This window comes from Marinomonas sp. (assembly GCF_965225885.1).
Taxonomy (GTDB): domain Bacteria; phylum Pseudomonadota; class Gammaproteobacteria; order Pseudomonadales; family Marinomonadaceae; genus Marinomonas.
In genome coordinates this window covers 2,472,614-2,497,127 of the sequence record NZ_OZ245329.1, presented here as the reverse complement: position 1 = coordinate 2,497,127, position 24,514 = coordinate 2,472,614, and the positions used below count along the sequence as shown (strand labels likewise).

The 24,514-nt window shown below is 43.4% G+C and carries 24 protein-coding genes and 1 tRNA gene; 7 read left to right on the top strand and 18 right to left on the bottom strand.

The genetic code is table 11. From position 1 onward, the window contains the following. Nucleotides 1–12 precede the first annotated feature (12 nt). The 9 genes from ACO05V_RS11815 to tsaE all read right to left on the bottom strand — a co-directional run bounded on the left by ACO05V_RS11815 (nt 13) and on the right by tsaE (nt 8,966). Nucleotides 13–210, bottom strand: coding sequence for a DUF2065 family protein (locus ACO05V_RS11815; protein ID WP_421851433.1), 198 nt, complete (start codon nt 208–210; stop codon nt 13–15). A 115-nt stretch (nt 211–325) separates the two neighbouring features. Beyond that, entirely contained in the window at nt 326–1,207 is an 882-nt protein-coding gene (hflC, locus tag ACO05V_RS11810) for a protease modulator HflC (RefSeq protein ID WP_421851430.1), read from the bottom strand. After that, nucleotides 1,207–2,457, bottom strand: a complete 1,251-nt coding sequence (gene hflK, locus ACO05V_RS11805) for an FtsH protease activity modulator HflK (RefSeq protein WP_421851427.1) — start codon at nt 2,455–2,457, stop codon at nt 1,207–1,209. The genes hflC and hflK overlap by 1 nt, the downstream gene beginning before the upstream one ends. A gap of 40 nt (nt 2,458–2,497) precedes the next feature. Beyond that, a complete protein-coding gene (hflX, locus tag ACO05V_RS11800) occupies nt 2,498–3,787 on the bottom strand; it encodes a ribosome rescue GTPase HflX (protein WP_421851423.1) in 1,290 nt (429 codons plus the stop codon). Between the two features lie 35 nt (nt 3,788–3,822). Beyond that, nucleotides 3,823–4,068 (bottom strand): RNA chaperone Hfq, encoded by a 246-nt coding sequence (gene hfq, locus ACO05V_RS11795; protein WP_012070321.1) that lies wholly within the window; start codon nt 4,066–4,068, stop codon nt 3,823–3,825. Between the two features lie 90 nt (nt 4,069–4,158). Then, a complete protein-coding gene (miaA, locus tag ACO05V_RS11790; protein WP_421851419.1) occupies nt 4,159–5,091 on the bottom strand; it encodes a tRNA (adenosine(37)-N6)-dimethylallyltransferase MiaA in 933 nt (310 codons plus the stop codon). Between the two features lies 1 nt (nt 5,092). Then, on the bottom strand, nt 5,093–7,018 hold the full coding sequence (gene mutL / locus ACO05V_RS11785) for a DNA mismatch repair endonuclease MutL (RefSeq protein WP_421851416.1): 1,926 nt from the start codon (nt 7,016–7,018) through the stop codon (nt 5,093–5,095). 62 nt (nt 7,019–7,080) lie between these two features. After that, complete coding sequence (locus ACO05V_RS11780) at nt 7,081–8,409, bottom strand: N-acetylmuramoyl-L-alanine amidase (protein WP_421851413.1); 1,329 nt, start codon at nt 8,407–8,409, stop codon at nt 7,081–7,083. Nucleotides 8,410–8,495: 86 nt separating this feature from the next. Beyond that, nucleotides 8,496–8,966, bottom strand: a complete 471-nt coding sequence (tsaE, locus tag ACO05V_RS11775) for a tRNA (adenosine(37)-N6)-threonylcarbamoyltransferase complex ATPase subunit type 1 TsaE (protein WP_421851409.1) — start codon at nt 8,964–8,966, stop codon at nt 8,496–8,498. 162 nt (nt 8,967–9,128) lie between these two features. Here tsaE and ACO05V_RS11770 point away from each other — a divergent pair, with 162 nt between their 5' ends. After that, entirely contained in the window at nt 9,129–9,878 is a 750-nt protein-coding gene (locus ACO05V_RS11770; RefSeq protein WP_421851406.1) for a sulfite exporter TauE/SafE family protein, read from the top strand. A 95-nt stretch (nt 9,879–9,973) separates the two neighbouring features. Here the strand turns inward: ACO05V_RS11770 and orn are convergent, their stop codons facing one another. Further along, entirely contained in the window at nt 9,974–10,531 is a 558-nt protein-coding gene (gene orn / locus ACO05V_RS11765; protein ID WP_421851403.1) for an oligoribonuclease, read from the bottom strand. 74 nt (nt 10,532–10,605) lie between these two features. On the opposite strand from orn, the gene rsgA reads away from it, so the two are divergent. Next, nucleotides 10,606–11,640 carry a small ribosomal subunit biogenesis GTPase RsgA gene (gene rsgA / locus ACO05V_RS11760; RefSeq protein ID WP_421851400.1) on the top strand — a complete coding sequence of 345 codons (1,035 nt, stop codon included), beginning with the start codon at nt 10,606–10,608 and terminating at the stop codon, nt 11,638–11,640. Here the strand turns inward: rsgA and ACO05V_RS11755 are convergent. Both ACO05V_RS11755 and motA read right to left on the bottom strand, forming a co-directional pair. Beyond that, nucleotides 11,637–12,545, bottom strand: coding sequence for a flagellar motor protein MotB (locus ACO05V_RS11755; RefSeq protein WP_421851393.1), 909 nt, complete (start codon nt 12,543–12,545; stop codon nt 11,637–11,639). The two genes, rsgA and ACO05V_RS11755, sit on opposite strands and share 4 nt — an antisense overlap. A gap of 33 nt (nt 12,546–12,578) precedes the next feature. Continuing rightward, nucleotides 12,579–13,433 carry a flagellar motor stator protein MotA gene (motA, locus tag ACO05V_RS11750; protein ID WP_421851390.1) on the bottom strand — a complete coding sequence of 285 codons (855 nt, stop codon included), beginning with the start codon at nt 13,431–13,433 and terminating at the stop codon, nt 12,579–12,581. Nucleotides 13,434–13,554: 121 nt separating this feature from the next. On the opposite strand from motA, the gene ACO05V_RS11745 reads away from it, so the two are divergent. Both ACO05V_RS11745 and asd read left to right on the top strand, forming a co-directional pair. Then, nucleotides 13,555–15,033 (top strand): HDOD domain-containing protein, encoded by a 1,479-nt coding sequence (locus ACO05V_RS11745; protein ID WP_421851386.1) that lies wholly within the window; start codon nt 13,555–13,557, stop codon nt 15,031–15,033. Nucleotides 15,034–15,058: 25 nt separating this feature from the next. Next, a complete protein-coding gene (gene asd / locus ACO05V_RS11740) occupies nt 15,059–15,919 on the top strand; it encodes an archaetidylserine decarboxylase (RefSeq protein WP_421851383.1) in 861 nt (286 codons plus the stop codon). Nucleotides 15,920–15,998: 79 nt separating this feature from the next. On the opposite strand, the gene secF is transcribed toward asd, so the two are convergent. The 5 genes from secF to queA all read right to left on the bottom strand — a co-directional run bounded on the left by secF (nt 15,999) and on the right by queA (nt 21,463). After that, nucleotides 15,999–16,913 carry a protein translocase subunit SecF gene (gene secF / locus ACO05V_RS11735; RefSeq protein ID WP_421851380.1) on the bottom strand — a complete coding sequence of 305 codons (915 nt, stop codon included), beginning with the start codon at nt 16,911–16,913 and terminating at the stop codon, nt 15,999–16,001. Between the two features lie 9 nt (nt 16,914–16,922). After that, complete coding sequence (gene secD / locus ACO05V_RS11730; RefSeq protein WP_421851377.1) at nt 16,923–18,773, bottom strand: protein translocase subunit SecD; 1,851 nt, start codon at nt 18,771–18,773, stop codon at nt 16,923–16,925. 78 nt (nt 18,774–18,851) lie between these two features. Further along, nucleotides 18,852–19,178, bottom strand: coding sequence for a preprotein translocase subunit YajC (yajC, locus tag ACO05V_RS11725; RefSeq protein WP_421851375.1), 327 nt, complete (start codon nt 19,176–19,178; stop codon nt 18,852–18,854). A 72-nt stretch (nt 19,179–19,250) separates the two neighbouring features. Continuing rightward, complete coding sequence (tgt, locus tag ACO05V_RS11720) at nt 19,251–20,369, bottom strand: tRNA guanosine(34) transglycosylase Tgt (protein ID WP_421856943.1); 1,119 nt, start codon at nt 20,367–20,369, stop codon at nt 19,251–19,253. A 32-nt stretch (nt 20,370–20,401) separates the two neighbouring features. Then, nucleotides 20,402–21,463: a tRNA preQ1(34) S-adenosylmethionine ribosyltransferase-isomerase QueA gene (gene queA / locus ACO05V_RS11715; RefSeq protein ID WP_421851372.1), complete on the bottom strand. Its 1,062-nt coding sequence runs from the start codon at nt 21,461–21,463 to the stop codon at nt 20,402–20,404. Between the two features lie 158 nt (nt 21,464–21,621). On the opposite strand from queA, the gene ACO05V_RS11710 reads away from it, so the two are divergent. Further along, a tRNA-Leu gene (locus ACO05V_RS11710) sits at nt 21,622–21,706 on the top strand. A 101-nt stretch (nt 21,707–21,807) separates the two neighbouring features. Continuing rightward, nucleotides 21,808–22,005, top strand: coding sequence for a DUF2986 domain-containing protein (locus ACO05V_RS11705; protein ID WP_212915595.1), 198 nt, complete (start codon nt 21,808–21,810; stop codon nt 22,003–22,005). Here the strand turns inward: ACO05V_RS11705 and ACO05V_RS11700 are convergent. Further along, a complete protein-coding gene (locus ACO05V_RS11700; protein WP_421851369.1) occupies nt 22,002–22,817 on the bottom strand; it encodes a helix-turn-helix domain-containing protein in 816 nt (271 codons plus the stop codon). The two genes, ACO05V_RS11705 and ACO05V_RS11700, sit on opposite strands and share 4 nt — an antisense overlap. Nucleotides 22,818–23,045: 228 nt before the next feature. Between ACO05V_RS11700 and ACO05V_RS11695 the strand changes: the two genes are divergently transcribed. Continuing rightward, nucleotides 23,046–24,473, top strand: coding sequence for an alanine/glycine:cation symporter family protein (locus tag ACO05V_RS11695; protein ID WP_421851366.1), 1,428 nt, complete (start codon nt 23,046–23,048; stop codon nt 24,471–24,473). Nucleotides 24,474–24,514 lie beyond the last annotated feature (41 nt).

Genomic DNA, 24,514 nt, shown 5'->3' with positions numbered 1-24,514 from the left:
GAAATTATCCTCTTAGCTTCGAGTCAGCAAAAGAAGTATTAATCCAAGAAACATACTAACCGCGCCCAGAATACGCAAATTCCAATCCGAGCTCGCGATAGCTTTCACCATGATTTCTCTCCAAATATTTGGCGCGAGAAACGGCAAAACCCCTTCGGCGATCAATAAAAGGCTGACGCCAACCAGCAGCGACTGCAACAATTCCTGCATAGATTCTCTTTATTTTGACCATTAAAAAACCGGGCTTGGCCCGGTTTGTGTAATAGTATCATGTTTCCCATTTTAACAAATAGGCTTCATGCACGATTATTGATGAATATCTACTCTATTTAGCACTAGGACTAGTAGAGCTATTCAGATACTTAAAGAATTCGCTATCAGGCTCAAGCACAAACAAATCATTCTTACCATTAAAGCTTTCACGGTACGCCTGAAGACTACGGTAAAACTCGTAAAACTCAGGATCTTGCTTGTAGACTTTAGAATAAATAGCGGCCGCTTTAGCATCGCCATCACCACGAATCATCTCAGCATCACGTTGCGCTTCAGCTTCCAATACCACTTGTTGACGATCTGCGTCAGCTCGAATACCTTCAGCCAACTCCAAGCCTTTCGATCTATGCTCACGAGCTTCACGCTCACGCTCAGTTCTCATGCGCTGATAGACAGATTCACTCACATCTGGCGGTAAATCAATTCGCTTAACCCGAATATCTACAATAGAAATACCCAATTCATTCTGAGCAACTTTATTCAAGTCATCACGCAACTCAGTCATCAACTGATCACGCTCTCCAGAAACCACTTCGTGCATAGTTCGCTCACCAAACTTATTTCGAAGTCCAGTATCTACACGAGAAGACAATACGCGATTCGCGACAAACTCATCACCAGATGTTGCTTGATAAAATTTAGCAACAGAGTCGATTTTCCATTTAACATAAGAATCAACAACAACCGCTTTCTTCTCCAACGTCAAATAACGCTGAGGACGAGAATCCATTGTTAAAATTCGAGCATCAAATGTCTTCACTTCATTCATAATCGGAAGCTTAAAGTGAATACCAGGCTGAACATCATCCTGAACAATTTCACCAAACTTAAGCACTACCGCACGCTCCGTTTCATTGACAACAAAAAGCGTTTGGGAAGCAATCAACACACCGAGAAGAACAACAAATAAAACTGAAAAAGAAAAGCCTTTCATTAGTTTCTGCCCTCTCTACGAATAGTTGCACTTTGGCGCTTACGTATTTCATCAAGAACTTGATCTGTTAACGCCCCAATGTTAGCCGAATTCGCAGACCCTGACCCTTTAGACAAATCTGCCTGAGCACGCTGCTTCATTAGCTGATCCAAAGGTAAATACATCATGTTATTTCCACCTTTAGTATCAACAACAACCTTATTCACGTCTTTGTATACAGACTCCATCGTCTCGATATACAAACGACGGCGAGTAACATCTGGCGCTTTAGTATACTCACGATACAATCGATCAAAACGATCAGCCTGACCACTAGCACGAGCCACTATCTCAGATCGATAAGCCTCAGCCTCCTCCCTGATACGTTGAGCTCGACCACGGGCTTCAGGAATAATACCGTTTGCATAAGACTCAGCTTCATTACGTACTCGTAACTCATCCTCTTTCGCTTTAATAACATCATCAAATGCCTCTTGCACCTGAGTTGGCGCCTGAGTATTTTCAACGTTAACTTTCGAAATTAACAAGCCAGTACCATAAGCATTACTGTAATCCTGAATACGCGCCTTCACTTCTGTCGCCAACAATTCACGACCTTCCGTTAAGATCTGATCCATTTCAGAACTACCGACCACATGACGAAGCGCACTCTCAGTTACCTGAGCAAGTGACTCCTCAGGGTTGCGCACATTTAGCAAGAAATCTTTTGGATTCTGTACAGAATATTGAACAGAAACACCCACTTCTACAATAGCATCATCAACTGTCAACATTAGCGCTTTGTGATCATGAGAACGAACTTTAGTCACATTCACCTTACTCACAGAATCAATCATTGGCGGATTCCAATGAAGACCAGGCATCACTGTAGAATGATATTTACCCAAACGAAGCACAACACCTCGCTCTTGCTGATCCACCTGATAAACACCCGTAGCTGCCCATAAAGCAAGCAAAGCAATTAGAACAATGGCAACCAAACCACCGCCAAATTTGCCAGACATACCGGAATCACCACCATTAGAACCACCGGATTTGCGAGTTTTTTTAACACCCAGCATCCCCATTAACTTCTGAAAAGCTTCATCCAAGTCTGGAGGACCTTGATCCTTCCCTCCAGGCTTACGACCCCATGGGTCATTGTTAGTCTCTTTCTCACGATCTCCATCTGGGCGCCCAGCACCATTATTACGGTTTTTATCTGGATTCCATGGGTCATTGTCGTTATTACCCGGTTCATTCCAGGCCATACTACATCTCCACTTTATTTTAATGATAATCCTGTATAACTTACGCGGCCTCGATCTGATCCTCAGACATGCCAGCGCGAGCCAAAATCTGCAAATAATCTTTTTTAGGCAACTTGACGTCAAGAACAAAACGACCTACTTCATCAAAACGCTCTGCCTTTACGGCGCCATGCTCGAACAACATAGCCCTTAAACGCCCATACTTACTGGACAAATAAAGCGTTTCATTAAAAACATCTTCTGCCAACAACTCAGCAATAGCCTGCTTAAGCAAATCAATGCCTTGACCATCACGAGCAGACAACCAAACTCGAAAAGGGTTCCCGTTAGCATCCCTATCAATTCTAGGCTCAGCTGTTGGCAACGCATCAATTTTGTTGAATATAGTCAAAGCTGGCACTTCATTAGCACCAATTTCTTCCAACACAGAGTCAACATGCTTCATATTTTCATCACGAGAAATATCAGCAGCATCAACTACATGTAGCAATAAATCCGCCTCAGACGACTCTTTTAATGTTGCCTGAAACGCTTTAATCAATCGGTGAGGCAATTGACGAATAAAACCAACCGTATCGACCAACACTATGGAACCAATCTGCTCTATATCTAGACGCCTCAACGTTGGATCGAGTGTTGCAAACAGCTGATCCGCAGCATAAACCTCTGCACCGGTAGCACGATTAAAAAGAGTAGATTTACCAGCGTTAGTGTAGCCAACCAATGACACCGTTGGTACAGAAGATCGATCGCGAGATCGACGGTTCTGGTCACGCTGAGAACCCACTTTGGCCAATCTTTTCTGAATGGCCTTGATGCGCTCTCGAAGTAATCGACGGTCAGTCTCAAGCTGTGTCTCACCAGGCCCACGCATACCTATCCCGCCTTTTTGGCGTTCTAAATGCGTCCAACCACGAATAAGACGAGTCGACATATGCTGTAATTGAGCCAACTCTACCTGCAACTTACCTTCATGAGTACGTGCACGTTGAGCAAAAATATCAAGTATAAGCCCTGTACGATCAAGTACACGACATTGTAAAACACTTTCTAGGTTACGCTCTTGGGAGGGAGACAATGCATGATCGAAAAGCACAACTTGCGCCTCTTCTCGATCAACAATATCTTTAATTTCTGCTAGCTTGCCAGTACCAATAAAATATCTAGCATCTGGACGCTGGCGAGTCCCTGAAACTACAGCAACAGGGTCCGCACCAGCCGAAATAGCAAGCTCAACAAACTCTTCTGGACCATAAGATTCACTTTGATCGTGAAAATCTATATGGACCAATACAGCTATTTCACCACTATCTGGACGTTCAAAAAACAATCTAGTATTCCTCTGCTTGTCTAATTACAGACAAACTATTCAGCGTCATCTTCCGGCTGATCAGGAGACGGGATGCGAATTGTACGGGAAGGCACAACTGTAGAAATGGCATGTTTGTAAACCATTTGACTAACAGTATTTTTTAATAGAATCACAAACTGATCGAATGATTCGATTTGACCTTGAAGCTTAATTCCATTTACAAGAAAGATGGATACTGGCACTCTTTCTTTACGTAGAATATTTAGATAAGGGTCTTGTAATGATTGCCCTTTTGACATTGTAATCTCCTTAAACAAGCAAAAAATATTAAATTAATTATTGATAAAACAATACTGTAGATACTACACCAAATTTTTATCTATTTCCCCCTATATAATCCTGCTTTCTATGTAATTCAAGGCTTCGGACACAAGATCTTTCGACAAACTATCAAAAATCATTAAATCCTCCCATCCTCTCAACCAAGTAAGTTGCCTTTTTGCTAATTGACGAGAGGCAACCACTCCCTTAAAGATAGCATCATCTAGCAAATCAACGCCGTCTAAATATTGCCACAGCTGCCGATAACCGACACAACGCATGGAGGGCATATCAATCGTCAAATCACCACGACGATAAAACCCTTCCACTTCAGCTAAAAAACCTTGATCCATCATGGCATAAAAGCGCCGTTCGATTCGCTCATGCAACACACTCCGCTCTTTAGGCATCACCGCCATATTAATCATTTCAAATGGCAAAGAGACCGTTTCTTGCTGCGCCCAGAACTGAGTCATGGTTTTGCCCGTCAATCGATACACTTCAATAGCGCGCTGCAAACGCTGGGGATCATTTGGGTGAATACGAGACGCAGCCTCAGGATCGAAGGTTTGTAACTCTTTATGCAAGGCAACCCAACCTTTTTCAGCCGCCTCAACTTCAATTAACGCTCTAAGCTCCGCATCAGCTTGCGGCATTTCCGCCAAACCTTTTTGCAAAGCATTGAAATACATCATGGTGCCGCCGACTAAAAGCGGCGTTTTACCTTTTGCAAGAATCTCTTGCGACTGTTCAACCGCATCCAACACAAAATCAGCCGCCGAGTAAGACTCGATCGGATCAATAATATCAATCAACCGGTGAGGCGCTCTAGCTAGCAACTCTGCGTCAGGTTTTGCCGTACCAATATCCATCCCCTTATAAACAAGAGCGGAATCAACACTGATAATTTCAAAATCGTGATACTCAGCCAACTCAACAGCTAACCCAGTTTTTCCTGAAGCCGTCGGCCCCATCAAACAAACAACATGCGGCTTTGTCATATCAACGTCCTCTCAAAAAGAGTTTATCTAAATCGGACATACTTAAATGCGCCCAAGTCGGTCGACCATGATTACATTGCCCACTGCGCTCAGTCACTTCCATATCACGAAGAAGGCTGTTCATCTCAGCCACAGTAAGCTTACGATTTGCACGAACAGCGCCATGACAAGCCATTGACGCCATCAACTCATTCGCTCGCGACTCCATAAGATCTGACACACCATTTGCAGACAGATCACTAATCACATCACGCACAAGACCTTCCACATCACCTCGAATGAGTATAACGGGAACTTCGCGAACCATCGCGCTTTCTAGCCCCGTTCTTTCTACTCTAAAACCAAAAGCCTCGAAAACCTCACCACTATCTTCAACAAGATCCGCTTCACTTTGCGAAACAGCAATATTAATTGGCACCAATAATGGCTGAGATGATATGTTCTTTTGATAAAAGGCTGTTTTCATACGCTCATAAACAATTCGTTCATGAGCCGCATGCATATCAACCAAAATAAGCCCTTGCTCACTTTCAGAAAGAATGTACACGCCATGCAACTGTGCCACCGCAAAACCTAATGGTGGCACAGCCTGATAATCGCCCTCCTGCCTAAAAAATGGACTTTCACCTTGCCCTACAGAGCTAGGAGGTGAAATCTCTCTTACTTCACCCGTCTCAGGATCAACCTCCTCAGTTTTAGAGGCATACTCTTGTGCATAACCAGACAGACGACTCATGCCATCAAGCTGGCCCCGAACCTCTGATGCTCCCAACGAATTCGAAGTAGAACGCATCCAGTCCATCGAAGAAGACGCAGAACGATTAGACAACGGCAAAGCGGATTGTTCCGTAATGTTCGCTCCATAAGCAGCAGACTCATTATTAGCGGAATCATTCATACCCGTAGGCGCTGCATCAGATTCAGGCCTCACATCGGCAATCGCTTTATGAATTCGACTAAATAAGAAATCATGTACTAAGCGACCATCCCGGAAACGCACCTCGTGCTTCGTAGGGTGAACATTCACATCAACTGTCGACGGATCTAACTCTAGATACAATACAAAGGTAGGATGGCGGCCATTATACAAAACATCACGATAGGCCTGACGCACAGCGTGAGCAACCAATTTGTCTTTAACGACTCGGCCATTCACAAAGAAATACTGCAAATCCGCCTGAGAACGAGAAAACGTCGGCAAACCAATCCACCCCCACAGACGCAATCCAGCCGCTTCAACGTCTAGTGTTAGAGAGTTTTCGATAAATTTTTTGCCCAATAGAGTCGCCAATCTATGCTCGGCATGGAGCTGATCGGTGACAGGACGAAGATCATAAACCTGCTTGCCGTTATGACTGAGACGAAAGCCAGTTTCATAACGACTCAGCGCCAGACGCTTTACCACTTCTTCCAAGTGAACAAATTCTGTTTTTTCAGTACGAAGGAATTTTCGGCGAGCCGGCGTATTAAAAAATAAATCTCGCACTTCAATGGTTGTGCCCTGCGGATGAGAGGCAGGCCGAATAGCCGTCGCCATATCCTTGCCCTCGGCTTCAACCCGCCAAGCTTCGACCTCATTTTTAGCCTGAGAAGTAAGATGCATTCTTGAAACAGAGCTAATACTTGCCAACGCCTCACCACGAAATCCCAGCGTACTCACTGCCTCTAGATCATCCAGTGTAATAATTTTGCTCGTTGCGTGACGACTTAAAGCCAAAGACAAATCGTCTTTCATGATGCCAGTGCCGTTATCACGAATTTTGATGCGCCTTACGCCGCCCTGCTCTACATCAATATCAAGCTGAGAAGCACCCGCATCAAGGCTATTTTCAAGCAACTCTTTAACAACGGACGCAGGTCGCTCAACCACCTCTCCCGCGGCAATTTGGTTGGCTAAACGTGGAGATAGAAGATTAATTCTTTGCATGAACGACCTTTAATGTGAAAACAGTCTCTATTGCAAAAAACAAAAGAGACTTAAATATGACTTTAACCAGCAGGGATGACAAGCTTCTGACCAATCCAAATAACATCATTGCTTAAATTATTGGCTTGTCGCAAATCAGGCAAAGACACTTGATTACGACGAGCAATTTCGGACAAGGTATCACCTTTACTCACCGTATAGACGTAATCAGAATGCTTTTTCTGCTTCCAAGCAACCAAGGTGCCATCTGGGGCATTTTTGGTAAAATACTCAATCACACCCTTTGAAATAGAATCCGCCAATTTCACACGATAAGTTCTGCTCGACAAATTCTTGGCTTCGGTTTTATTCGAAACAAACCCCGTCTCAATCAATATAGAAGGAATATCTGGCGATTTCAGCACCACAAAGCCTGCCTGCTGAACGCTGTCTTTATGCAAAACAGCAACTCCCTTCATTTCCCCCAAGACACTCTTACCTATATTAAGACTCATTTGAATAGTAGAGTTCATCGACATATCCAATAGAACCTCAGCGAGCAGCTGGTCTTTATCATCTAATGAAATCCCACCAACCAAATCTGCAGAGTTTTCTTGCTGCGCCAACCAACGCCCCATTTCGGAGCTTTTACCACTTAATGACAACGCCCAAACAGAGGCCCCTCGAGCACTTGACTTGGTAAACGCGTCAGCATGAATGGAAATCATCAAATCCGCATTGGCATCACGAGCCACTCGAGAACGCTCTCGAAGCTGAAGAAACGTATCCGTTGATCGTGTCAAAACCGCCTTAAAACCATCTACAGCATTAATTCGTTTTGCTAACTCTTTACCAATAGAAAGCACAACATCTTTTTCTCGCACATTGTATTGACCCAAGGCACCGGGGTCTTTTCCACCATGGCCTGGGTCAATTGCAATCACAATATCGCGCTTCTCTTTCGATAGATTCGCCAAGCTCTTCACAATGGTCGCAGGTTTTCTTACGCCATACTCAAGCTCAACCAATATTCTAGGGCCATAAGTGCCATTTGCTGCTAAGACAGTACTTTTTGCCTTCGCTGCTTGCCCTAAATCAAGCACAAAACGGACTCCAGAGTCTCGGCGAGCATAACGCACACGCATCAGCACATCAGAAGTTAGCGCCGACAATCCGTTAACAACAGAGGTATTAAGATCAACACCACTAATATCTAAAACAATGCGATCAGGATTTGAAAGAGGGAAAATTCGATGCTCTGCAGCTTCAGAAAGCTCAAATACCAAACGCGTCACGCCCTCTTGCTGAGCAACACGAATATCTCGAACCTCTGCAGCTAAAACACTACAGGTCGCCAAAGACAGGATTAAGTTAACAAATATAAATAGATAATTACGAAATTTAGTATGCATATCAGACAGCTAGCTAGTATATCTGACACACTATAACTGCTGATTAAATGGATCTCAATCTTACTTATAGTAAAGTCTTCTATACATCAAGAAGTTATAGAGCCTCGCAAAACATTTATGGCCGCATTCCCTTTTTCTGTATTCGCTTCTAAAGACATATGACGACCCTGTCGAATTAGGCTCAGCGAAACAACTAAATCCGCTTCAGGCAAAACACCTCGGCCCATTTCAGCCCACTCAATTAAACATAAACTTCCATCAGTGAAATAATCGCGAATCCCCATAAACTCAAGCTCTTCAGCATCCGCAACTCGATATAAATCAAAATGGAACACCTCAAAACCCGACAAATCATAAGGTTCAACAATAGTATAGGTTGGACTTTTTACTGGTCCTTCATATCCCAAACCACGTAAAACACCTCTGACTAGAGTCGTTTTACCCATTCCAAGATCGCCCTCTAAGTACACCACTGCACCTGACTTCAGCACCGATGAAAAAATCTCGCCGAGATCTTCCATCGCCTCTTCACCATAAACATCTTTTTCTATTTGCATTACCTATCAATCCTTTTTCCACTCAAAATAGAGCAAACATCAACCACACGGTCATTTTATTTCTGACAATTCTAATACAGAAGCCTTTTGAAACAAGCATCAATAACTCATAATAAACAAACTTCCCCACCCACAATAACAATCACACAGCAAAGGATTCCTATGGACTGGCTTTTCATTTCACTCATTGCCCTTGCCGTTTTCATTACAGGCATATCTAAAGGCGGTTTTTCTGGTGCATTTGGCATTCTCGCTGTTCCGCTTATTTCACTACAAACATCTCCAATGCTTGCAGCTGCTATCATGCTCCCCATTCTGTGCATTATGGACATATTTACCGTGCAAAAATTCTGGAAAAAATGGAACACAGAGCAACTCATCAAATGCATTCCAGCCGCCATAGTCGGCGTTACTATTGGTGGACTCACTGCATCATGGTTTTCGGCAGAATGGTTAAAAATAATAGTAGGGGCAATTGCGGTAGGCTTCACCCTAAACTCATGGCCAAAAAAGAGCAGAACAACACTACAAAAACCGCTTAGCACTCTTGCAGGAAAACTCTGGTGCGCACTTGGCGGCTTTACGAGTTTTATTGCCCACGCCGGCGGACCACCAATGAGCGTTTATTTACTAAGAGCAAATCTAGATAAGACGCAGTACGTAGCAACAGCCGCCGTTATTTTCACCGCAATCAACTATGTAAAACTCATTCCATATGGGATGCTTGGGCAACTTAATAGCTCAAATATACTTCTGTCGCTTTGCTTCACACCGGTGGCTTTTTTAGGAGTGCAGCTTGGCGCATGGCTACATTACAGAATATCTACCGCACTCTTTTTCAAAGTCATGTACAGCTTTCTTTTCCTGACAGGAATTAAATTAATATGGGACGGAATAGCAGGACTGAATTAACAAAAAGGGAAAGAATAAAGGAAGGAACAAATCAATTGGCGGGCAAAACAGGTAAAAGCCCGCCAATTCATAACAAGAGATCAACATAAAACCACTTAAGCCATATCATCCAAACCAAACATAGTTTTACGATAATGCTTCAACTCACCAATAGACTCTAAAATATCATCCATTGCCAGATGCGAACCCGATTTAGAAAAACCTTCTAACGCTTCAGGCTTCCAACGCTTTGCCAGCTCTTTAACGGTACTAACATCCAAATAACGGTAATGAAAAAACACTTCCAGCTTAGGCATATAACGATACAAAAAGCGACGATCTTGCCCAACGCTGTTACCACAAATAGGCGACTTGCCAGCAGGAACATACTGAGCCAAGAACTTGATCGTCTCTTCTTCTGCTTGCGCCATACTAATGGTTGAAGACAATACTCTTGCCGTTAGTCCAGAATCACCATGATGCTGAGTACACCACTCATCCATGGCATCCATCACCGTTTTGTCTTGATGAATAGCAAGGCTCGGCCCTTTAGCCAACACATTCAAATGTTTATCTGTTACTACCGTAGCAATCTCAATAATTGTATCGGTTTCTGGGTCCAATCCTGTCATTTCAAGATCGATCCAGACTAAATTCTCTTCATTTAAGCTCATAACCTTCCAAGTCCTTTATTATCAATGCCAAGCATTATACTCTATGCGCCTTACTTTATGACCAGACGAATCTAATGTCGAAGCGAAAACTTACTAAACAACAAACGTGGCGAATCGAAAGAATTCACAAAGAGCGCGTTGAACGCACTCAAAAACGGGGAGATGTCGCCGAAGAGCACCTACAATCATCAGATCTCGGACCTGAGACTGAAGGCATTATTATTTCTCACTTCGGCACACAAGTTGAAGTGGAAGGCACTCAAGAACCTTTTATTGGCACTTCCACACGCTGTAATTTGCGCGCTAATCTAGGTCAGCTTGTAACTGGCGACAAAGTTGTCTGGCGTCCAAAACAAAATGAAGGCGGCGTTGTTGTTGCGACCACGCCAAGACATACGTCTCTATCTCGCCCAGATATGCACGGCAGAATAAAACCCGTTGCCGCCAATATAGATCACATTATCGTTGTTATTGCTGCCGAGCCCGTCGCACATGCAAACCTAATAGATCGTTACTTGGTTGCCGCAGAAACTGTCGGTATACCGCCTGTTATATTGCTCAACAAATGCGACTTAATCGATGACAGCAACAAAGCAGATTTAGACAAGCTACTTAAAACCTATGAAGATTTGAATTACAAAATCATCAGAACCTCCATCAAAAATCAAGCCGGAATGGAATCGCTTTATGACTTCTTACAGGACAAAACAAGCGTTTTTGTTGGGCAATCAGGCGTAGGTAAATCATCCCTTATTGGCACCTTACTTCCTGATATAGACATTAGCGTTGGCGAACTGTCACAGAAACGCAAAAAGGGTGTACATACCACCACCACAGCACGACTATTCCATATGCCGAAAGGCGGTGATCTTATTGATTCTCCTGGGATTCGGGAATTTGGTTTGTGGCATATTTCAGAAGACGAGTTATTGAACGGATTTATCGAATTTCGACCACACATCGGCTACTGTCGATTCCGCGATTGCGCCCACGAAAAAGAACCAGGATGCGCAATCCTAGAAGCTTTAGAAAAAGGTGAGATAACAGAACATCGCTTCCAAAGCTTCTTAAGAATTAAACACTCAATACGTGAGAACCAAGCCTTCTAAAAAACTGTTTCAGGCGTTAGTTTCACATCAGATTGCTGGCCAGGGTTACCAAAATTACGTCGATTCTGATCCAGCAATTTTTTATAGGCGTCATCAGTTAATAACGTAATACTAATGCGCCTATTTTTTGCGCCATCGGTATCAAATCGATTGTAAGGAATAGTGTCAGACAAACCTATCACCTGAGCAATGCGCTTATTCTCTACCCCACCCTCTTCTAATATGCGACGCGCAGCATTGGCTCTCAAGGCAGATAAATCCCAATTATCAATCGCACCCGCGCCACTAAACTTAGAAGAATCAGTGTGGCCCGTAATGACAATAGGATTCGTCACCTTATTAAAAATCGGCGCCATAGTCAGTAAAGTATTTTCAATATCCGGCATCATTCGAGCACTTCCGCGTTCAAACATCGGCTTATCTGGGTCATCTAACAAAGTTATACGAACACCGAGCGGTGTAATTTCGATTCGTAAGTTCGGTTGACGAGAAAGCACAATGTTCATTTTCTCCATCTCTTTACGAACAGTTTCATTAATGCTCTTAGACTCAGTGGAACCAGGACCTTTCGCAATCAACTTATCCTTAGATTCAACATCAACACTACCAGACTCGGGTAACTGTAAATCCAACTTTCTTTCGGTGCTTTTCGCAGGGCTCCCCCCCAAATCAATAGGATTGGCACTATAGCCAGCAGTAGAAGGCCCCATAGGATCCTGAAAATACCCTTCTATACTTTTTAACTCCTCTGGAGAAGCCACGCTCATAATCCATAAAACCAAAAAAAACGCCATCATTGCCAAAGCAAAATCAGCCAACGCTATCTTCCAAGCACCACCATGATGACCGCCTTTCTTAATTTTTTTAACTCGGCGAATTACTAACCCGTTAGAACCTAAAGCCATCCAATATTCTCCTTACCTTGGCATATGGCCATTCTAACGATACTGCTTAAGTTCATTTGACAACTCAATAAAGCTCGGACGCATATCGGGAGGAAGCAATTTACGGCCAGTTTCCACCGCAACAGGAGGTGCATAACCAGAAACAATAGAGTTTAGACAGGCTTTAACACACAGATATGCTTTTAATTCATGAGTACCTAAACTCTCTAAATGCGACGCTGCAGGACCAACAAAGCCATAACCAAAAAAGATACCTAAGAACGTCCCAACCAAAGCAGCGGCAACATGGGCGCCAATTTCTTCTAGCGGCCCACCTATAGAACCCATAGTAATAACAATCCCTAACACAGCGGCAACAATACCAAAGCCTGGCAAACCTTCTGCAACACGAGTTAGCGCATGACTCGGTTCAACAAGTTCTTCTTGAATTTGTTCGATTTCGTTATCCATTATAGCTTCGATTTCATAGGCCGGTAGACCGGTTAAGGTGAAGATTCGATAATTGTCAGTTAAAAAGTTAACCACCTCATGATCACGAACCACATCAGGAAAACGATTAAATAATTCACTGGTAAACGGCGATTCAATATCCTCTTCAATGGACAAAAAGCCATCTTGTCTGCTTTTTTGAAAAAGACTGTACATCAACCCTAAAAGCTGGAGATAAAACTTTTTATTGTGTCGACTACCCGAAAACACCTGAGGCAACATGGTTAACACTTTTTTCTGCACGACAAACGGGTTCGCCATCATGAACGCACCGAGTGCCGCACCGCAGATAATAAGCACTTCGAACGGTTGCCACAATGCCAACAGATTTCCATGAGAAGCCAAATACCCTGACACAACACTAACAATAACCACTAGCAAGCCAGCTAATGCAAACATATTCTCTTCCTTAATACCGACAAAGTATGCTCTCATCTCAATATACAGTATGATTAATGAGATCAAAAATATAAAAACATTTGAAAACTCAACAACAACCGAGCCACTAATGTAACCAGCTATGAAAGACAAGTCACCTTCTGGCCTAAATGAATGGCTACATTTTCTTAAAAATAAAAAATTCCCTGTTAGATCAGTTAATTTAGCGCGCCTAAAGACTCAAATCAAAAGAACAGAAGACACTCTTGATGGCATGCAAGCAAATATAGCCTCAGATCCATTATTAGCTTTCGCCATTCTTAACGAAGCCAATCGCATCGTGCCGAATAAGAACAACGAAATAAAAACGCCTTTTCACGCTGCCGCCATGGTAGGCATGAACGGCATTGCAAAATTGTTTCCACATTTTGTCGCTTACGAAACCAAAAACAAACAAAAACCACCTCATTTGGTTGCATTTTTAAGCGAACTACAGACCAGCTTCGAAGCGGCAACAATAGCCAGACACTGGGCAATAGAAAAGCTAACCAGCCATGAAGACGATATTTTCTGGATCACCTTGTTTCGAGATGCCGCAAGATGGCTATTGTGGTTCTACGCCTATCCAACGATGCTAGCTGTCAATCAAAAAATACAGCAAGGCGAAAAATCCAGCCAAGCAGAACTAAACATTTTAGGGTGTCATATAGATGAACTTACTGTTCACTTATGCACACATTGGAACACCCCCAAAAAAGTCATCGAATCTTTTTTAACCAAGCACATACCAAACGCAAAAGAACTGCAGGCATTGGCGCACCTGGCACACCACCCAGACGAGCTACCAAGCTTCACAGAAGACAAAAGACTGACCATTTTAGTAAACAATCCACTTATTTTTTCATATTGCGCAAACAAGGTCGCTCACGAAGCAAGCCTAATGCGCTGGGACTCTAAAAATCTACCTTTTTTCTATCGCGTTGTAGCGACAGTAATGCATCGTCGAGTCAGTGAAATAATCCAAACAGCTCATTTGGCCAGCACAGAAGCCGCAAAACTGTACAACACAGGCGGAAAAATACCACTTGCGCAACAACTACTTGATCCTGACTTATATACGAGTAAAAAACTTTCAAAGCCAAAAGCCACATTGTCACCTATTGCAGCCCTTAAAAAAGCACTCAGCAAAAACAATGATTACGACACAAAACAAAAAACTGGGTTTGCTCTAAAAACCATTAAGCAAGCTATACCAAACACACAACACAGCATCATTTTTAAGCATGTAAATAACAAAACATCCCCTATGTATCAATTCGGCTACAACATAGAAATCATAAAAGCCATTCAGTGGAACGCTCCGTCAAGCGTATTTAAGAAACTATCCGGTAAACGCTCAGCTATTCATCTATTTGGTCAAAAGCTTGATAATTTACTAGAAGAACTTCCACATACATCAGACCAAATAATTGATAAAAACAGCCACCTTATTTTGGCCTCTACACAAACATCAAAAAATGAAACCGTCATATTTTGGCTAGAAACTCGCACAGAATTTAACGAAAGTGATTATAAAAACCTAAAACAGATCGTGTCTTTAATCAGCCACAGCACACTATAAATTCACAAATATCAGGATAAATAACGTGACTAAAGATCAACTTTTTGCCTTTGCACAACACATTACCCCGCAAAAAACATTATCTCGCGCTATTGGCAAAATAGCAGAATGCGAAAATAGCTGGGTGAAAAATACCTTTATTAGCCAATTTGTTAAAAAGTACCAAGTAGATATGTCTGAGGCAATCAACAGCGACCCTCTTTCTTACCGTAACTTTAACGACTTTTTTACCCGCGCTATTCGCCCAGAACTTCGTCCAGTATGCGATGAAAACAATGGCATTGCCTGCCCTGCTGACGGCGCAGTAAGCCAGCTAGGTAACATAGAGCACGGCACCCTATTTCAAGCAAAAGGCCACCACTACAGCCTAACAACACTTTTAGGTGGCGACGCCTCTCTATCTAATCAATTTCTTGGCGGCTCTTTTGCTACTGTTTATTTATCCCCAAAAGACTACCATCGCGTTCATATGCCATTGACTGGCAAGCTAACAAAAATGATCCACATCCCTGGAAGGCTTTTCTCAGTCAACAAGGTAACGGCTGAGCAAATTCCTAACGTCTTTGCCCGTAACGAGCGTACCGTTTGCCTATTCGACACAGAAGCTGGTCCAATGGCTGTCATATTGGTAGGTGCTATGATTGTTGCCAGTATAGAAACAGTGTGGGCAGGACAAGTCACACCATTCAATAAAAATGTCGTTACTTGGGACTACAAAGAACTCAATGATATTGAAATTAAGAAAGGCGAAGAAATGGGTCGATTCAAACTGGGATCAACCGCCATCGTTCTTTTTGGTAAAGACGCCGTTAATTGGGAAGAATCTATACAAGCTGAAACCCCAACAAAAATGGGCATGCATTTCGGCAAAATTGCCGACAAATAATTGCCAATTAAATTAACAAGCACTCAATAAAAAGCCTGCACGAAGCAGGCTTTTTATTAGCAAAAAGAGAAAAACCTATTTAGGGCAAATCGTCTTCTAACTCTTCTTTTGGTGCTGGAATTAAATCTTCTCTCGTGACATTCATGGCCAGCAGTAAATTTGCCGCCACGAAGATAGAAGAATAAGTACCAATCACAATCCCTACCAACAAAGCCATAGAGAAGTTATGAATAGCCTCGCCGCCAGCAACGAACAATACAACCAATACAAACAAGGTCGTTAATGATGTAATCAATGTACGACCAAGGGTTTGGTTAATAGACTCATTAACTAAATCATACGGTGTCGTATCACGCATAATTCGGAAATTCTCACGAATCCGGTCACACACCACGATCGTATCGTTCAGGGAGTAACCGACCACCGCAAGCAAAGCCGCCAGTACTGTCAGATCAAATTCTACTTCAAAAATAGAAAAGAACCCTAACGTGATAATGACGTCATGGACCAACGCAGCTACCGACGCAACAGAGAATTTAAACTGGAAACGCACCGCTACGTAAATCATCACGATAGCCAAGGCAAGCAACATACCCAAGCCACCTTGCTCACGTAACTCTTCACCCACTTGCGCACCCACAAACTCAGAACGCTGCAGCGACACCGCAGTCTCACCTTGATTTTGAAGCGTAGCTAACACTTCATCACCAAGGGTCGCTGTATAGGAATTGGCCATACGAACCACAACGTCAGTTGGCGAACCAAAGTTCTGCACAACGACGTCAGAATAGCCATTTTCACCTAGCAACGTACGTACATCATCTAACTGTGGCGCTTCTTCATAAGCCACCTCAATCAAGGTACCACCAGTAAAATCCAAACCAAACTGCAGGCCCTTTGTTGCCAAAGAGACAAGAGAGATCAATATCAGCGTTAGCGAAAAGACAGCTACGATTTTACGCATTGCCATAAACGGAATATTTGTCACTTTCATGGCACTCTCCTAAATATACAGTTTCTTGTTTTTACGACCGCCATACACAAGGTTAACCTGTGCACGAGTTACAACGATTGCCGTAAACATAGAAGTAAGAATACCCAGTGACAGAGTCACCGCAAAACCCTTAACAGGTCCAGTCCCTACTGCGAACAAAATCACCGCCACCAATAGCGTGGTGATGTTGGCATCAAAAATAGTGGTAAATGCGCGGTTAAAACCAGAGTGAATGGCTTGTTGATTAGGCACACCACTTGCTAATTCTTCTTTTATCCGTGAGAAAATCAGCACGTTGGCATCCACCGCCATACCCATCGTCAGAACGATACCGGCAATACCGGGCAAGGTAAGCGTTGCTGAAAGCAAAGACATACACGCCATCAAAAGTATAATGTTCAGCGCCAATGAGATATTGGCAAAAACACCAAATACCTTGTAGTAAACCAACATAAACAACATAACAACCAGCAAACCAATTTGCGCAGAACTCACGCCCAACTTGATATTTTCTGCACCCAAGCTAGGGCCAATAGTACGCTCTTCAACAAAGTAAATTGGCGCAGCTAAGGCACCTGCACGAAGCAACAGAGCTAATTCAGATGATTCACGAGGACTGTCTAGACCGGTAATACGGAATGAATTCCCTAGCGTCGTTTGAATCGTTGCTAAAGAAATAATGCCTTTTTCACTATAACTTCTGCGCACTTCTTCCATCTTGCCGTCTTTTTCAACAAAACGACTGCGAGATTTATGCTCAATAAACACCACGGCCATATTACGGCCAACAGCAGAGCGAGTCACTTTACTCATCTGCTTGCCGCCTTTGGCGTCCAAATTAATGTTTACCTGCGGGCGACCATTTTCGTCAAAAGAAGAGCTAGCATCAGAAACACTATCACCCGTAATAATAAGATCGCGTTCTAAGCGAGCTGTACGACCACTGCCATCACGGAAAGACAAGGTTTCAATATCTGCACCCTTATCATCCAGCCCTGCTTCCAAATGGAACTCAAGGTTAGCGGTTGCACCGATAATACGTTTCGCCGCCGCCGTGTCCTGCACACCTGGCAACTCCACAACAATACGATTACTACCTTGGCGCTGAACCAAAGGCTCAGCCACACCCAGTTCGTTTACACGATTTCGCAATGTGGTTAAGTTTTGCTGTAGCGCGTAAGCTTCGATCTCTTTCTTAGCCGCTTCGGTAAAGCTAACATCCAAGAAGAAATCTGTACCCTCTTCACGAGTCGCATAGCGATATTCAGAGAAATCTTTTTTCAACAAAACTTCTGCAGATGCCAAATCAGATTGCTGCAAGAAGCGAATCGAAAGCACACCATCTTCAATATCAACACTGCGATAACGCACTCGATCTTTTCGCAATGCCGCCTTCATTTCACTTGAGCTAACTTCAAGCTTTTGCTTTAACGCCGCAGGCGTATCCACTTCCAACAAGAAATGCACACCACCGCGTAAATCAAGACCCAATTTGGCAGGGCCTGCACCTAACGAAGACAACCATTCCGGCGTCGTAGGAACAAGGTTAAGCGCAGTTACATAATCATCACCCAGTGCTGCCGCCACAACCGGCTTAGCAGCAAGTTGGTCCTCACCGTTATTAAAACGTAAGGTACCGCCAGCAGAGGTAAGCTCTGCTTCTTTTAAATCTATATTCGCTTTTGAAAGCGCACTTTTCGCTTTTTGCAAAGCCTGCTCATCAACAACAGCAGTCGCTTTTTGGGTAGATAGTTGTAGCGCTGGATCATCCGGATAAAGGTTTGGGAAGGCATACAGTAGCCCCAAAGCCAAAACAAGAAGAATTAGCAAATACTTCCACAAGGGATACTTGTTAAGCATGAAAATTCCTTTACACCTAAAAAATTAAATGGATCGATAAAGAAGAAAAGCGCCTAGGTAGGCGCTTTTCAAAGAAGGTTAAATTGACTTTAACGTTCCCTTAGGCAAAACAGCCGCAACTGAAGATTTTTGAAATTTCATTTCAACGCCTTCAGATACTTCTAGTACTACATAGTTATCGTCTACTTTAGACACTTTACCTAGTACACCACCGCCAGTTACTACCTCAGTACCTTTCGCTAGAGATGCAATCAAGTTTTTATGCTCTTTTGCACGTTTTGCTTGTGGGCGCCACATAAGGAAGTAAAAAATGACAACGAAGCCTGCAAGAAGCACTAGGTTAAAAATACCTGTATCTGCTGCTGCGCCGCCTTCAGCGTAAGCTGGTGAGATCAATGCGATCATGGGGTTAACTCTCCAATGGTTTATGAAACTGTTGCGAACCCTTTTGTAAAGGAATCTGCATAATTTTGTTTATTATTCACTCAAAGCTGGCGTTTCTAGGCCTCGCTTTGCATAAAACTCATCAACAAAGGCGTCAAATCTACCTTCATCGAGCGCCTTACGCAATCCCGCCATGAGCGTTTGGTAATATCGTAGGTTATGAATCGTATTTAATTGCGCCCCTACCATTTCTTGACACTTATCCAAATGATGTAGATAAGACCGAGAAAAGTTTTTACAAGTGTAACAATCACATTCTTTGTCTAACGGGCCAACATCATGACGATATTGAGCGTTACGAATACGAACAACACCATCTGATGTAAACAAGTGACCGTTACGAGCATTACGCGTTGGCATAACACAATCGAACATATCAACACCACGACGAACGCCTTCCACCAAATCTTCTGGTTTACCAACCCCCATCAAATAGCGTGGCTTATCTTCAGGCATTTTTGGTGTGGTGTAATCTAACACCTTCATCATTTCGTCTTTAGGTTCACCCACTGACAATCCGCCAATCGCATAACCATCAAAGCCAATATCAACCAAACCTTCTAGAGACTCATCACGGAGGTTTTCGTACATACTGCCTTGAATGATACCAAATAACGCAGATGGACTGTCACCGTGCTCATCCTTCGAGCGCTGCGCCCAACGCAAACTCATACGCATAGACTTGGCCGCCACTTCTGGCGTCGCTGGATAAGGCGTACACTCGTCAAAAATCATCACAATATCAGAACCGAGGTCGCGCTGAACTTGCATGGAGATTTCAGGGCTTAAAAACACTTTCGAGCCATTAATTGGCGAACGAAAGCTAACTCCCTCTTCGGTGATTTTGCGCATTTCTCCTAGAGAAAACACTTGAAAACCGCCAGAGTCCGTTAAGATCGGCTTTTTCCATTGAGTGAAATCGTGCAAATCGCCATGCGCTTTCACCACATCTGTTCCAGGACGCAACCAAAGATGGAAAGTGTTCCCCAAAATGATATCGGCACCAATTTCTTCGATATCTTTGGTCAACACACCTTTCACTGTACCGTAGGTACCAACAGGCATAAAAGCTGGCGTTTCAACCTTTCCACGTGGGAACGTCAAGGTCGCACGACGTGCTTTTCCTGACGTGGTGTGAAGTTCAAAATCCATAAAACATTCTGGACGCTTATCAGACATACGTCTTATTCCTCACCTTGCGGGCCTTTCGCCTGCGCATTTCGTGTAATAAACATGGCATCACCATAACTAAAAAATCGGTACTTTTGCTCGACGGCTTTTTTATAAGCGGTCATCACATGGTCATAACCCGCAAAAGCACTAATCAGCATAATCAGCGTCGACTCTGGTAAATGAAAGTTCGTCACCAAAGCATCCACTGTTTTAAATTCATAACCTGGGTAAATAAAAATACTGGTGTCACCTTGCATTGGAGCAATTTCACCACTTTGGCTTGCCGACTCAAGACTGCGAACACTGGTCGTACCGACAGCGATAACTCGTCCGCCACGGGCCTTAGTAGCTTTAACTTGCTCAACCACACTCGGCTCAACTTCTACATATTCGGCGTGCATAATGTGATCTTTTACATTTTCGACCTTCATAGGCTGAAACGTTCCAGCACCAACGTGCAAAGTAACAAATGCAACTTCCACACCTTTTGCCTTTAGTTTTTCAAGCAAAGCATCATCAAAATGCAAACCTGCAGTCGGTGCCGCAACCGCACCGGGCTTTTGATTATAAACCGTTTGATAACGCTCTTGATCACTGTCTTCATCAGGACGCTCAATATAAGGCGGTAGCGGCATATGCCCAGCGCGCGTCAACACATCCAACACAGGCTCATTAAAAACAAGGTGAAACAACGCACCTGAACGACCTATCATAGTCGCTTCAATCTGCTCACCTTTATCTTGCCCTAAAATCAGTTTGCTGTTTTCTTTTGGCGACTTACTGGCACGAACATGGGCCAACGCTTCATTCGTATTGATGACCCGCTCAACCAGAATCTCAACTTTTCCACCAGATTCCTTTTGCCCAAATACGCGGGCAGGAATCACTCGAGTGTTGTTGAACACCATCAAGTCACCCGGCTGGACCAAATCCAACACATCGGGAAATTGACGATGAACCACATCACCACTAGGGCCATCAAGATGCAACAACCGACTAGCGGTTCTATCTGGCATAGGGTAATTAGCGATCAACGAGTCGGGTAAATCAAAGTGATAATCGGAAACGAGCATGAAAAGGAAGCTACCTAGAAAAAACGACCCGGCATTCTAGCGAAAATCCACTCAAAAAGGTACTTCTAAGCCACTAGTTGTTAAAAAGATAAAAAATAAACCTTACAGCCGTTGACTTATATTCTAAATACCCTAGAATACCCCTCACCTTTTTCAAGGCCAGTGTGGTGGAATTGGTAGACACGACGGATTCAAAATCCGTTGCCTTCGGGTGTGGCGGTTCGAGTCCGCCTACTGGTACCAACATAAAAAGCCCTGATCGTTGATCAGGGCTTTTTTTTCGTTCCTTGAATGTCATTCTTGGGCTATTAAATCAGACAAATGCGTCATTTTAGGAACAAAATATGAATCGCCGCAAAAAAATTAAAGACATATACGACAAGCGTATGAAACAAGCTAATTTAAAGGTGAACCCTAAAAAGGCGAAGCCTAAATACATTTCTAAAGCTGAGCGCGCAAAAATGGAAGCCGAAGCGGCTGCCAACCTAAACTCAGACGTTGATACAGAAGCAACTGAGACAAGCGAAGTAAAAGACGCTTAAAATCGCGCTCTAAAGTGCCAGTCTCCCTCTTTCATATCATTTTTGATTGACTGGCAAATATCTGCATCTATCTGATCACTGTCCACTTCATATAATCCGCACTGGGCAACAGCACGCTTTTCATTAATATTCGAACCCAAATATTCATAGACAACTCGCGCACAACATGGCGCTCTTTCACCACTCCCAGACACTCCTAAACGCAATCCAGTCAATCGCTCGACGCGGTTTTGAAAAGAAGGATAAAGAATCGTCTGCGTCATCTCCACATGAGTTTGGCTTTCATAGTCGATCAAAAATAATCTATCCGACAATAACTGCACCACGCCATTATAAACGCCATGAAAAGACTTCTTTAAATTACGTGGGTTCAAGCGTTCAGTACGCTGATAGTAAGTTTTATCACCTTGAGACTCTACGTGCACCAAGGTGCGTAAAATCTTTCCCGGGCATGCCATAGAAAGATAATATTCAAAGTAATAGCCACAATACTTGGCTAAACCATGCCTTCCAGATTGATTTAACTTATTAAATTCCTGTTGTTCGGGCGTAAGGCTTTTCGCATCTTCACTCTGACGAATTGGACGCGCCTGCACCAACGCAACAAATTGCCCATGCGGTAACGCCATTTCAGCTGGCTCAACACCAAAAAACTCACCTATACGTCGCTGGGTACTATTGCTCGGTGCCGTCGTCCCGTTCAGATAGCGATTGAATTGCGCGCGATTAATATTTAATCGACGACAAACATCTGCTACCGATTTGTAGTAACTACATAACAACTGCAAGTTATCCGCAAAATCCCGAGCCACAGCCCACCTCACCCAATAAGCCAACATTCAACGCTAGCAGTGTAATAAATCCACCTCACAAAAACACTTTAAAAGTGATGCTAGTTGATACTCTTATAGCACCAATTAGCATCACAAAGCACCTTTTTACGAACTCCCTTTCTTAGCATTTTTTCGTTCCAATGAGCTTCATTGGTACACCCCAATAAAACTAAATAATAAATCTAAAAAATTAGGAGTTCCCCCCCCATGTTATCCCTTATCACCGACTTGCTTTGGAGCAAGGTTCTTATCGCTGTATTAATCGGCATTGGCATCTGGTTTACCGTTGCAACCCGTTTTGTACAATTCCGCTATTTTGGCAATATGTTCGGCATTCTTACTGCCAAACACCATGAAGCAGATGGAAAACATTTAAGCTCATTCCAAGCCTTAATCTTATCTGTAGCAGGTCGTGTTGGCGGCGGTAACATTGCCGGAGTTGCGGTTGCCATTACCATTGGCGGCCCAGGTGCTATTTTCTGGATGTGGATTGTTGGTCTAATGGGCATGGCTACCAGTTTTGTAGAATGTATGCTGGCACAAACTTATAAAGCAGCAGAAAAAGACGGCACCTTCCGCGGCGGTCCAGCGTTTTATATTGAACGTGGTCTTGGTAAAAACTGGAAGTGGCTATCAGTCCTGTATTCCATCTTGCTATTAGCAACATTTGGCATCGCCTTCACTACGTTGCAATCTTATTCTGTTGCCACATCATTAGAAGATGCATTTGGCATCCAGCCTTACTACAGCGGCATCGGTATGGCATTCATTGTCGGTCTAATTATTTTCGGCGGTGTGAAACGTATTGCGCAAGTAGCAGAAGTTCTCGTTCCTGTTATGGCTGGCGGCTATTTGTTAATCGCTCTTATCGTGCTTGCGATGAACCTAAGCGCGATTCCAGACACCTTGATCATGATAGTAAAAAGCGCGTTTGGCTTGGAGCCTGCGTTTGGTGGTGGTATTGGTGCCGCGATCTTGATGGGTGTAAAACGTGGTTTATTCTCTAACGAAGCGGGTCTTGGTAGTGCACCAAACGTTGCAGCGGTAGCGTACATTCCACACCCTGCCAACCAAGGTATTGTGCAAGCCTTTTCAGTATTTATCGACACCATCGTACTGTGTACTTGTACCGCTTTGATCATTCTTCTTGGTAGCGCTTATGACCCAAGCAGCACCGACACTATTCAAGGCGTCGCCTTAACTCAAGCCTCTTTAGCAACTCATATGGGCGATTATGGCCGCATGTTCGTCAGTATTGCTCTATTACTATTTGGTTTTAGTACGATTTTGTACAACTACTACCTAGGTGAAAACAGCGTCAGCTATTTAACCAAATCGGACAATCATGGCTTCTATATGAATACCTTCCGCGTCATCATCATTTGTCTTTGCTGCACTGGAGCGATTCTTGATTTAGGTACTGTATTTGCTTTTGCGGATTTGAGCATGGGCTTATTAGCTTTGGTTAACTTATTTGCTCTTGCCCTGCTATTCAAAATAGCTAAACGCGTCATGAAAGACTTTGACGATCAACGTAAGCAAGGCAACAAAACGCCAACGTTTGAAGCAAACCGTTTCGCCGATTTGGATCTAGACCAAGAGTCTTGGCCAACTAACGAGAAAAAACACCCATAACCTTACTTAGATTACACCTCACCGTGATCCGGTGAGGTGCC

What these genes read in the sequence shown, in the direction of transcription:
- tgt (WP_421856943.1), bottom strand. Translation starts at nt 20,369, where the DNA reads ATGGATTTTGAACTTCACACCACGTCAGGAAAAGCACGTCGTGCGACC.
- mutL (WP_421851416.1), bottom strand. Translation starts at nt 7,018, where the DNA reads ATGCAAAGAATTAATCTTCTATCTCCACGTTTAGCCAACCAAATTGCC.
- ACO05V_RS11745 (WP_421851386.1), top strand. Translation starts at nt 13,555, where the DNA reads ATGAAAGACAAGTCACCTTCTGGCCTAAATGAATGGCTACATTTTCTT.
- tsaE (WP_421851409.1), bottom strand. Translation starts at nt 8,966, where the DNA reads ATGCAAATAGAAAAAGATGTTTATGGTGAAGAGGCGATGGAAGATCTC.
- hflK (WP_421851427.1), bottom strand. Translation starts at nt 2,457, where the DNA reads ATGGCCTGGAATGAACCGGGTAATAACGACAATGACCCATGGAATCCA.
- miaA (WP_421851419.1), bottom strand. Translation starts at nt 5,091, where the DNA reads ATGACAAAGCCGCATGTTGTTTGTTTGATGGGGCCGACGGCTTCAGGA.
- ACO05V_RS11815 (WP_421851433.1), bottom strand. Translation starts at nt 210, where the DNA reads ATGCAGGAATTGTTGCAGTCGCTGCTGGTTGGCGTCAGCCTTTTATTG.
- queA (WP_421851372.1), bottom strand. Translation starts at nt 21,463, where the DNA reads ATGCTCGTTTCCGATTATCACTTTGATTTACCCGACTCGTTGATCGCT.
- ACO05V_RS11770 (WP_421851406.1), top strand. Translation starts at nt 9,129, where the DNA reads ATGGACTGGCTTTTCATTTCACTCATTGCCCTTGCCGTTTTCATTACA.
- ACO05V_RS11695 (WP_421851366.1), top strand. Translation starts at nt 23,046, where the DNA reads ATGTTATCCCTTATCACCGACTTGCTTTGGAGCAAGGTTCTTATCGCT.
- ACO05V_RS11755 (WP_421851393.1), bottom strand. Translation starts at nt 12,545, where the DNA reads ATGGCTTTAGGTTCTAACGGGTTAGTAATTCGCCGAGTTAAAAAAATT.
- rsgA (WP_421851400.1), top strand. Translation starts at nt 10,606, where the DNA reads ATGTCGAAGCGAAAACTTACTAAACAACAAACGTGGCGAATCGAAAGA.
- motA (WP_421851390.1), bottom strand. Translation starts at nt 13,433, where the DNA reads ATGTTTGCATTAGCTGGCTTGCTAGTGGTTATTGTTAGTGTTGTGTCA.
- hflC (WP_421851430.1), bottom strand. Translation starts at nt 1,207, where the DNA reads ATGAAAGGCTTTTCTTTTTCAGTTTTATTTGTTGTTCTTCTCGGTGTG.
- hfq (WP_012070321.1), bottom strand. Translation starts at nt 4,068, where the DNA reads ATGTCAAAAGGGCAATCATTACAAGACCCTTATCTAAATATTCTACGT.
- secD (WP_421851377.1), bottom strand. Translation starts at nt 18,773, where the DNA reads ATGCTTAACAAGTATCCCTTGTGGAAGTATTTGCTAATTCTTCTTGTT.
- yajC (WP_421851375.1), bottom strand. Translation starts at nt 19,178, where the DNA reads ATGATCGCATTGATCTCACCAGCTTACGCTGAAGGCGGCGCAGCAGCA.
- secF (WP_421851380.1), bottom strand. Translation starts at nt 16,913, where the DNA reads ATGAAAGTGACAAATATTCCGTTTATGGCAATGCGTAAAATCGTAGCT.
- ACO05V_RS11705 (WP_212915595.1), top strand. Translation starts at nt 21,808, where the DNA reads ATGAATCGCCGCAAAAAAATTAAAGACATATACGACAAGCGTATGAAA.
- ACO05V_RS11780 (WP_421851413.1), bottom strand. Translation starts at nt 8,409, where the DNA reads ATGCATACTAAATTTCGTAATTATCTATTTATATTTGTTAACTTAATC.
- orn (WP_421851403.1), bottom strand. Translation starts at nt 10,531, where the DNA reads ATGAGCTTAAATGAAGAGAATTTAGTCTGGATCGATCTTGAAATGACA.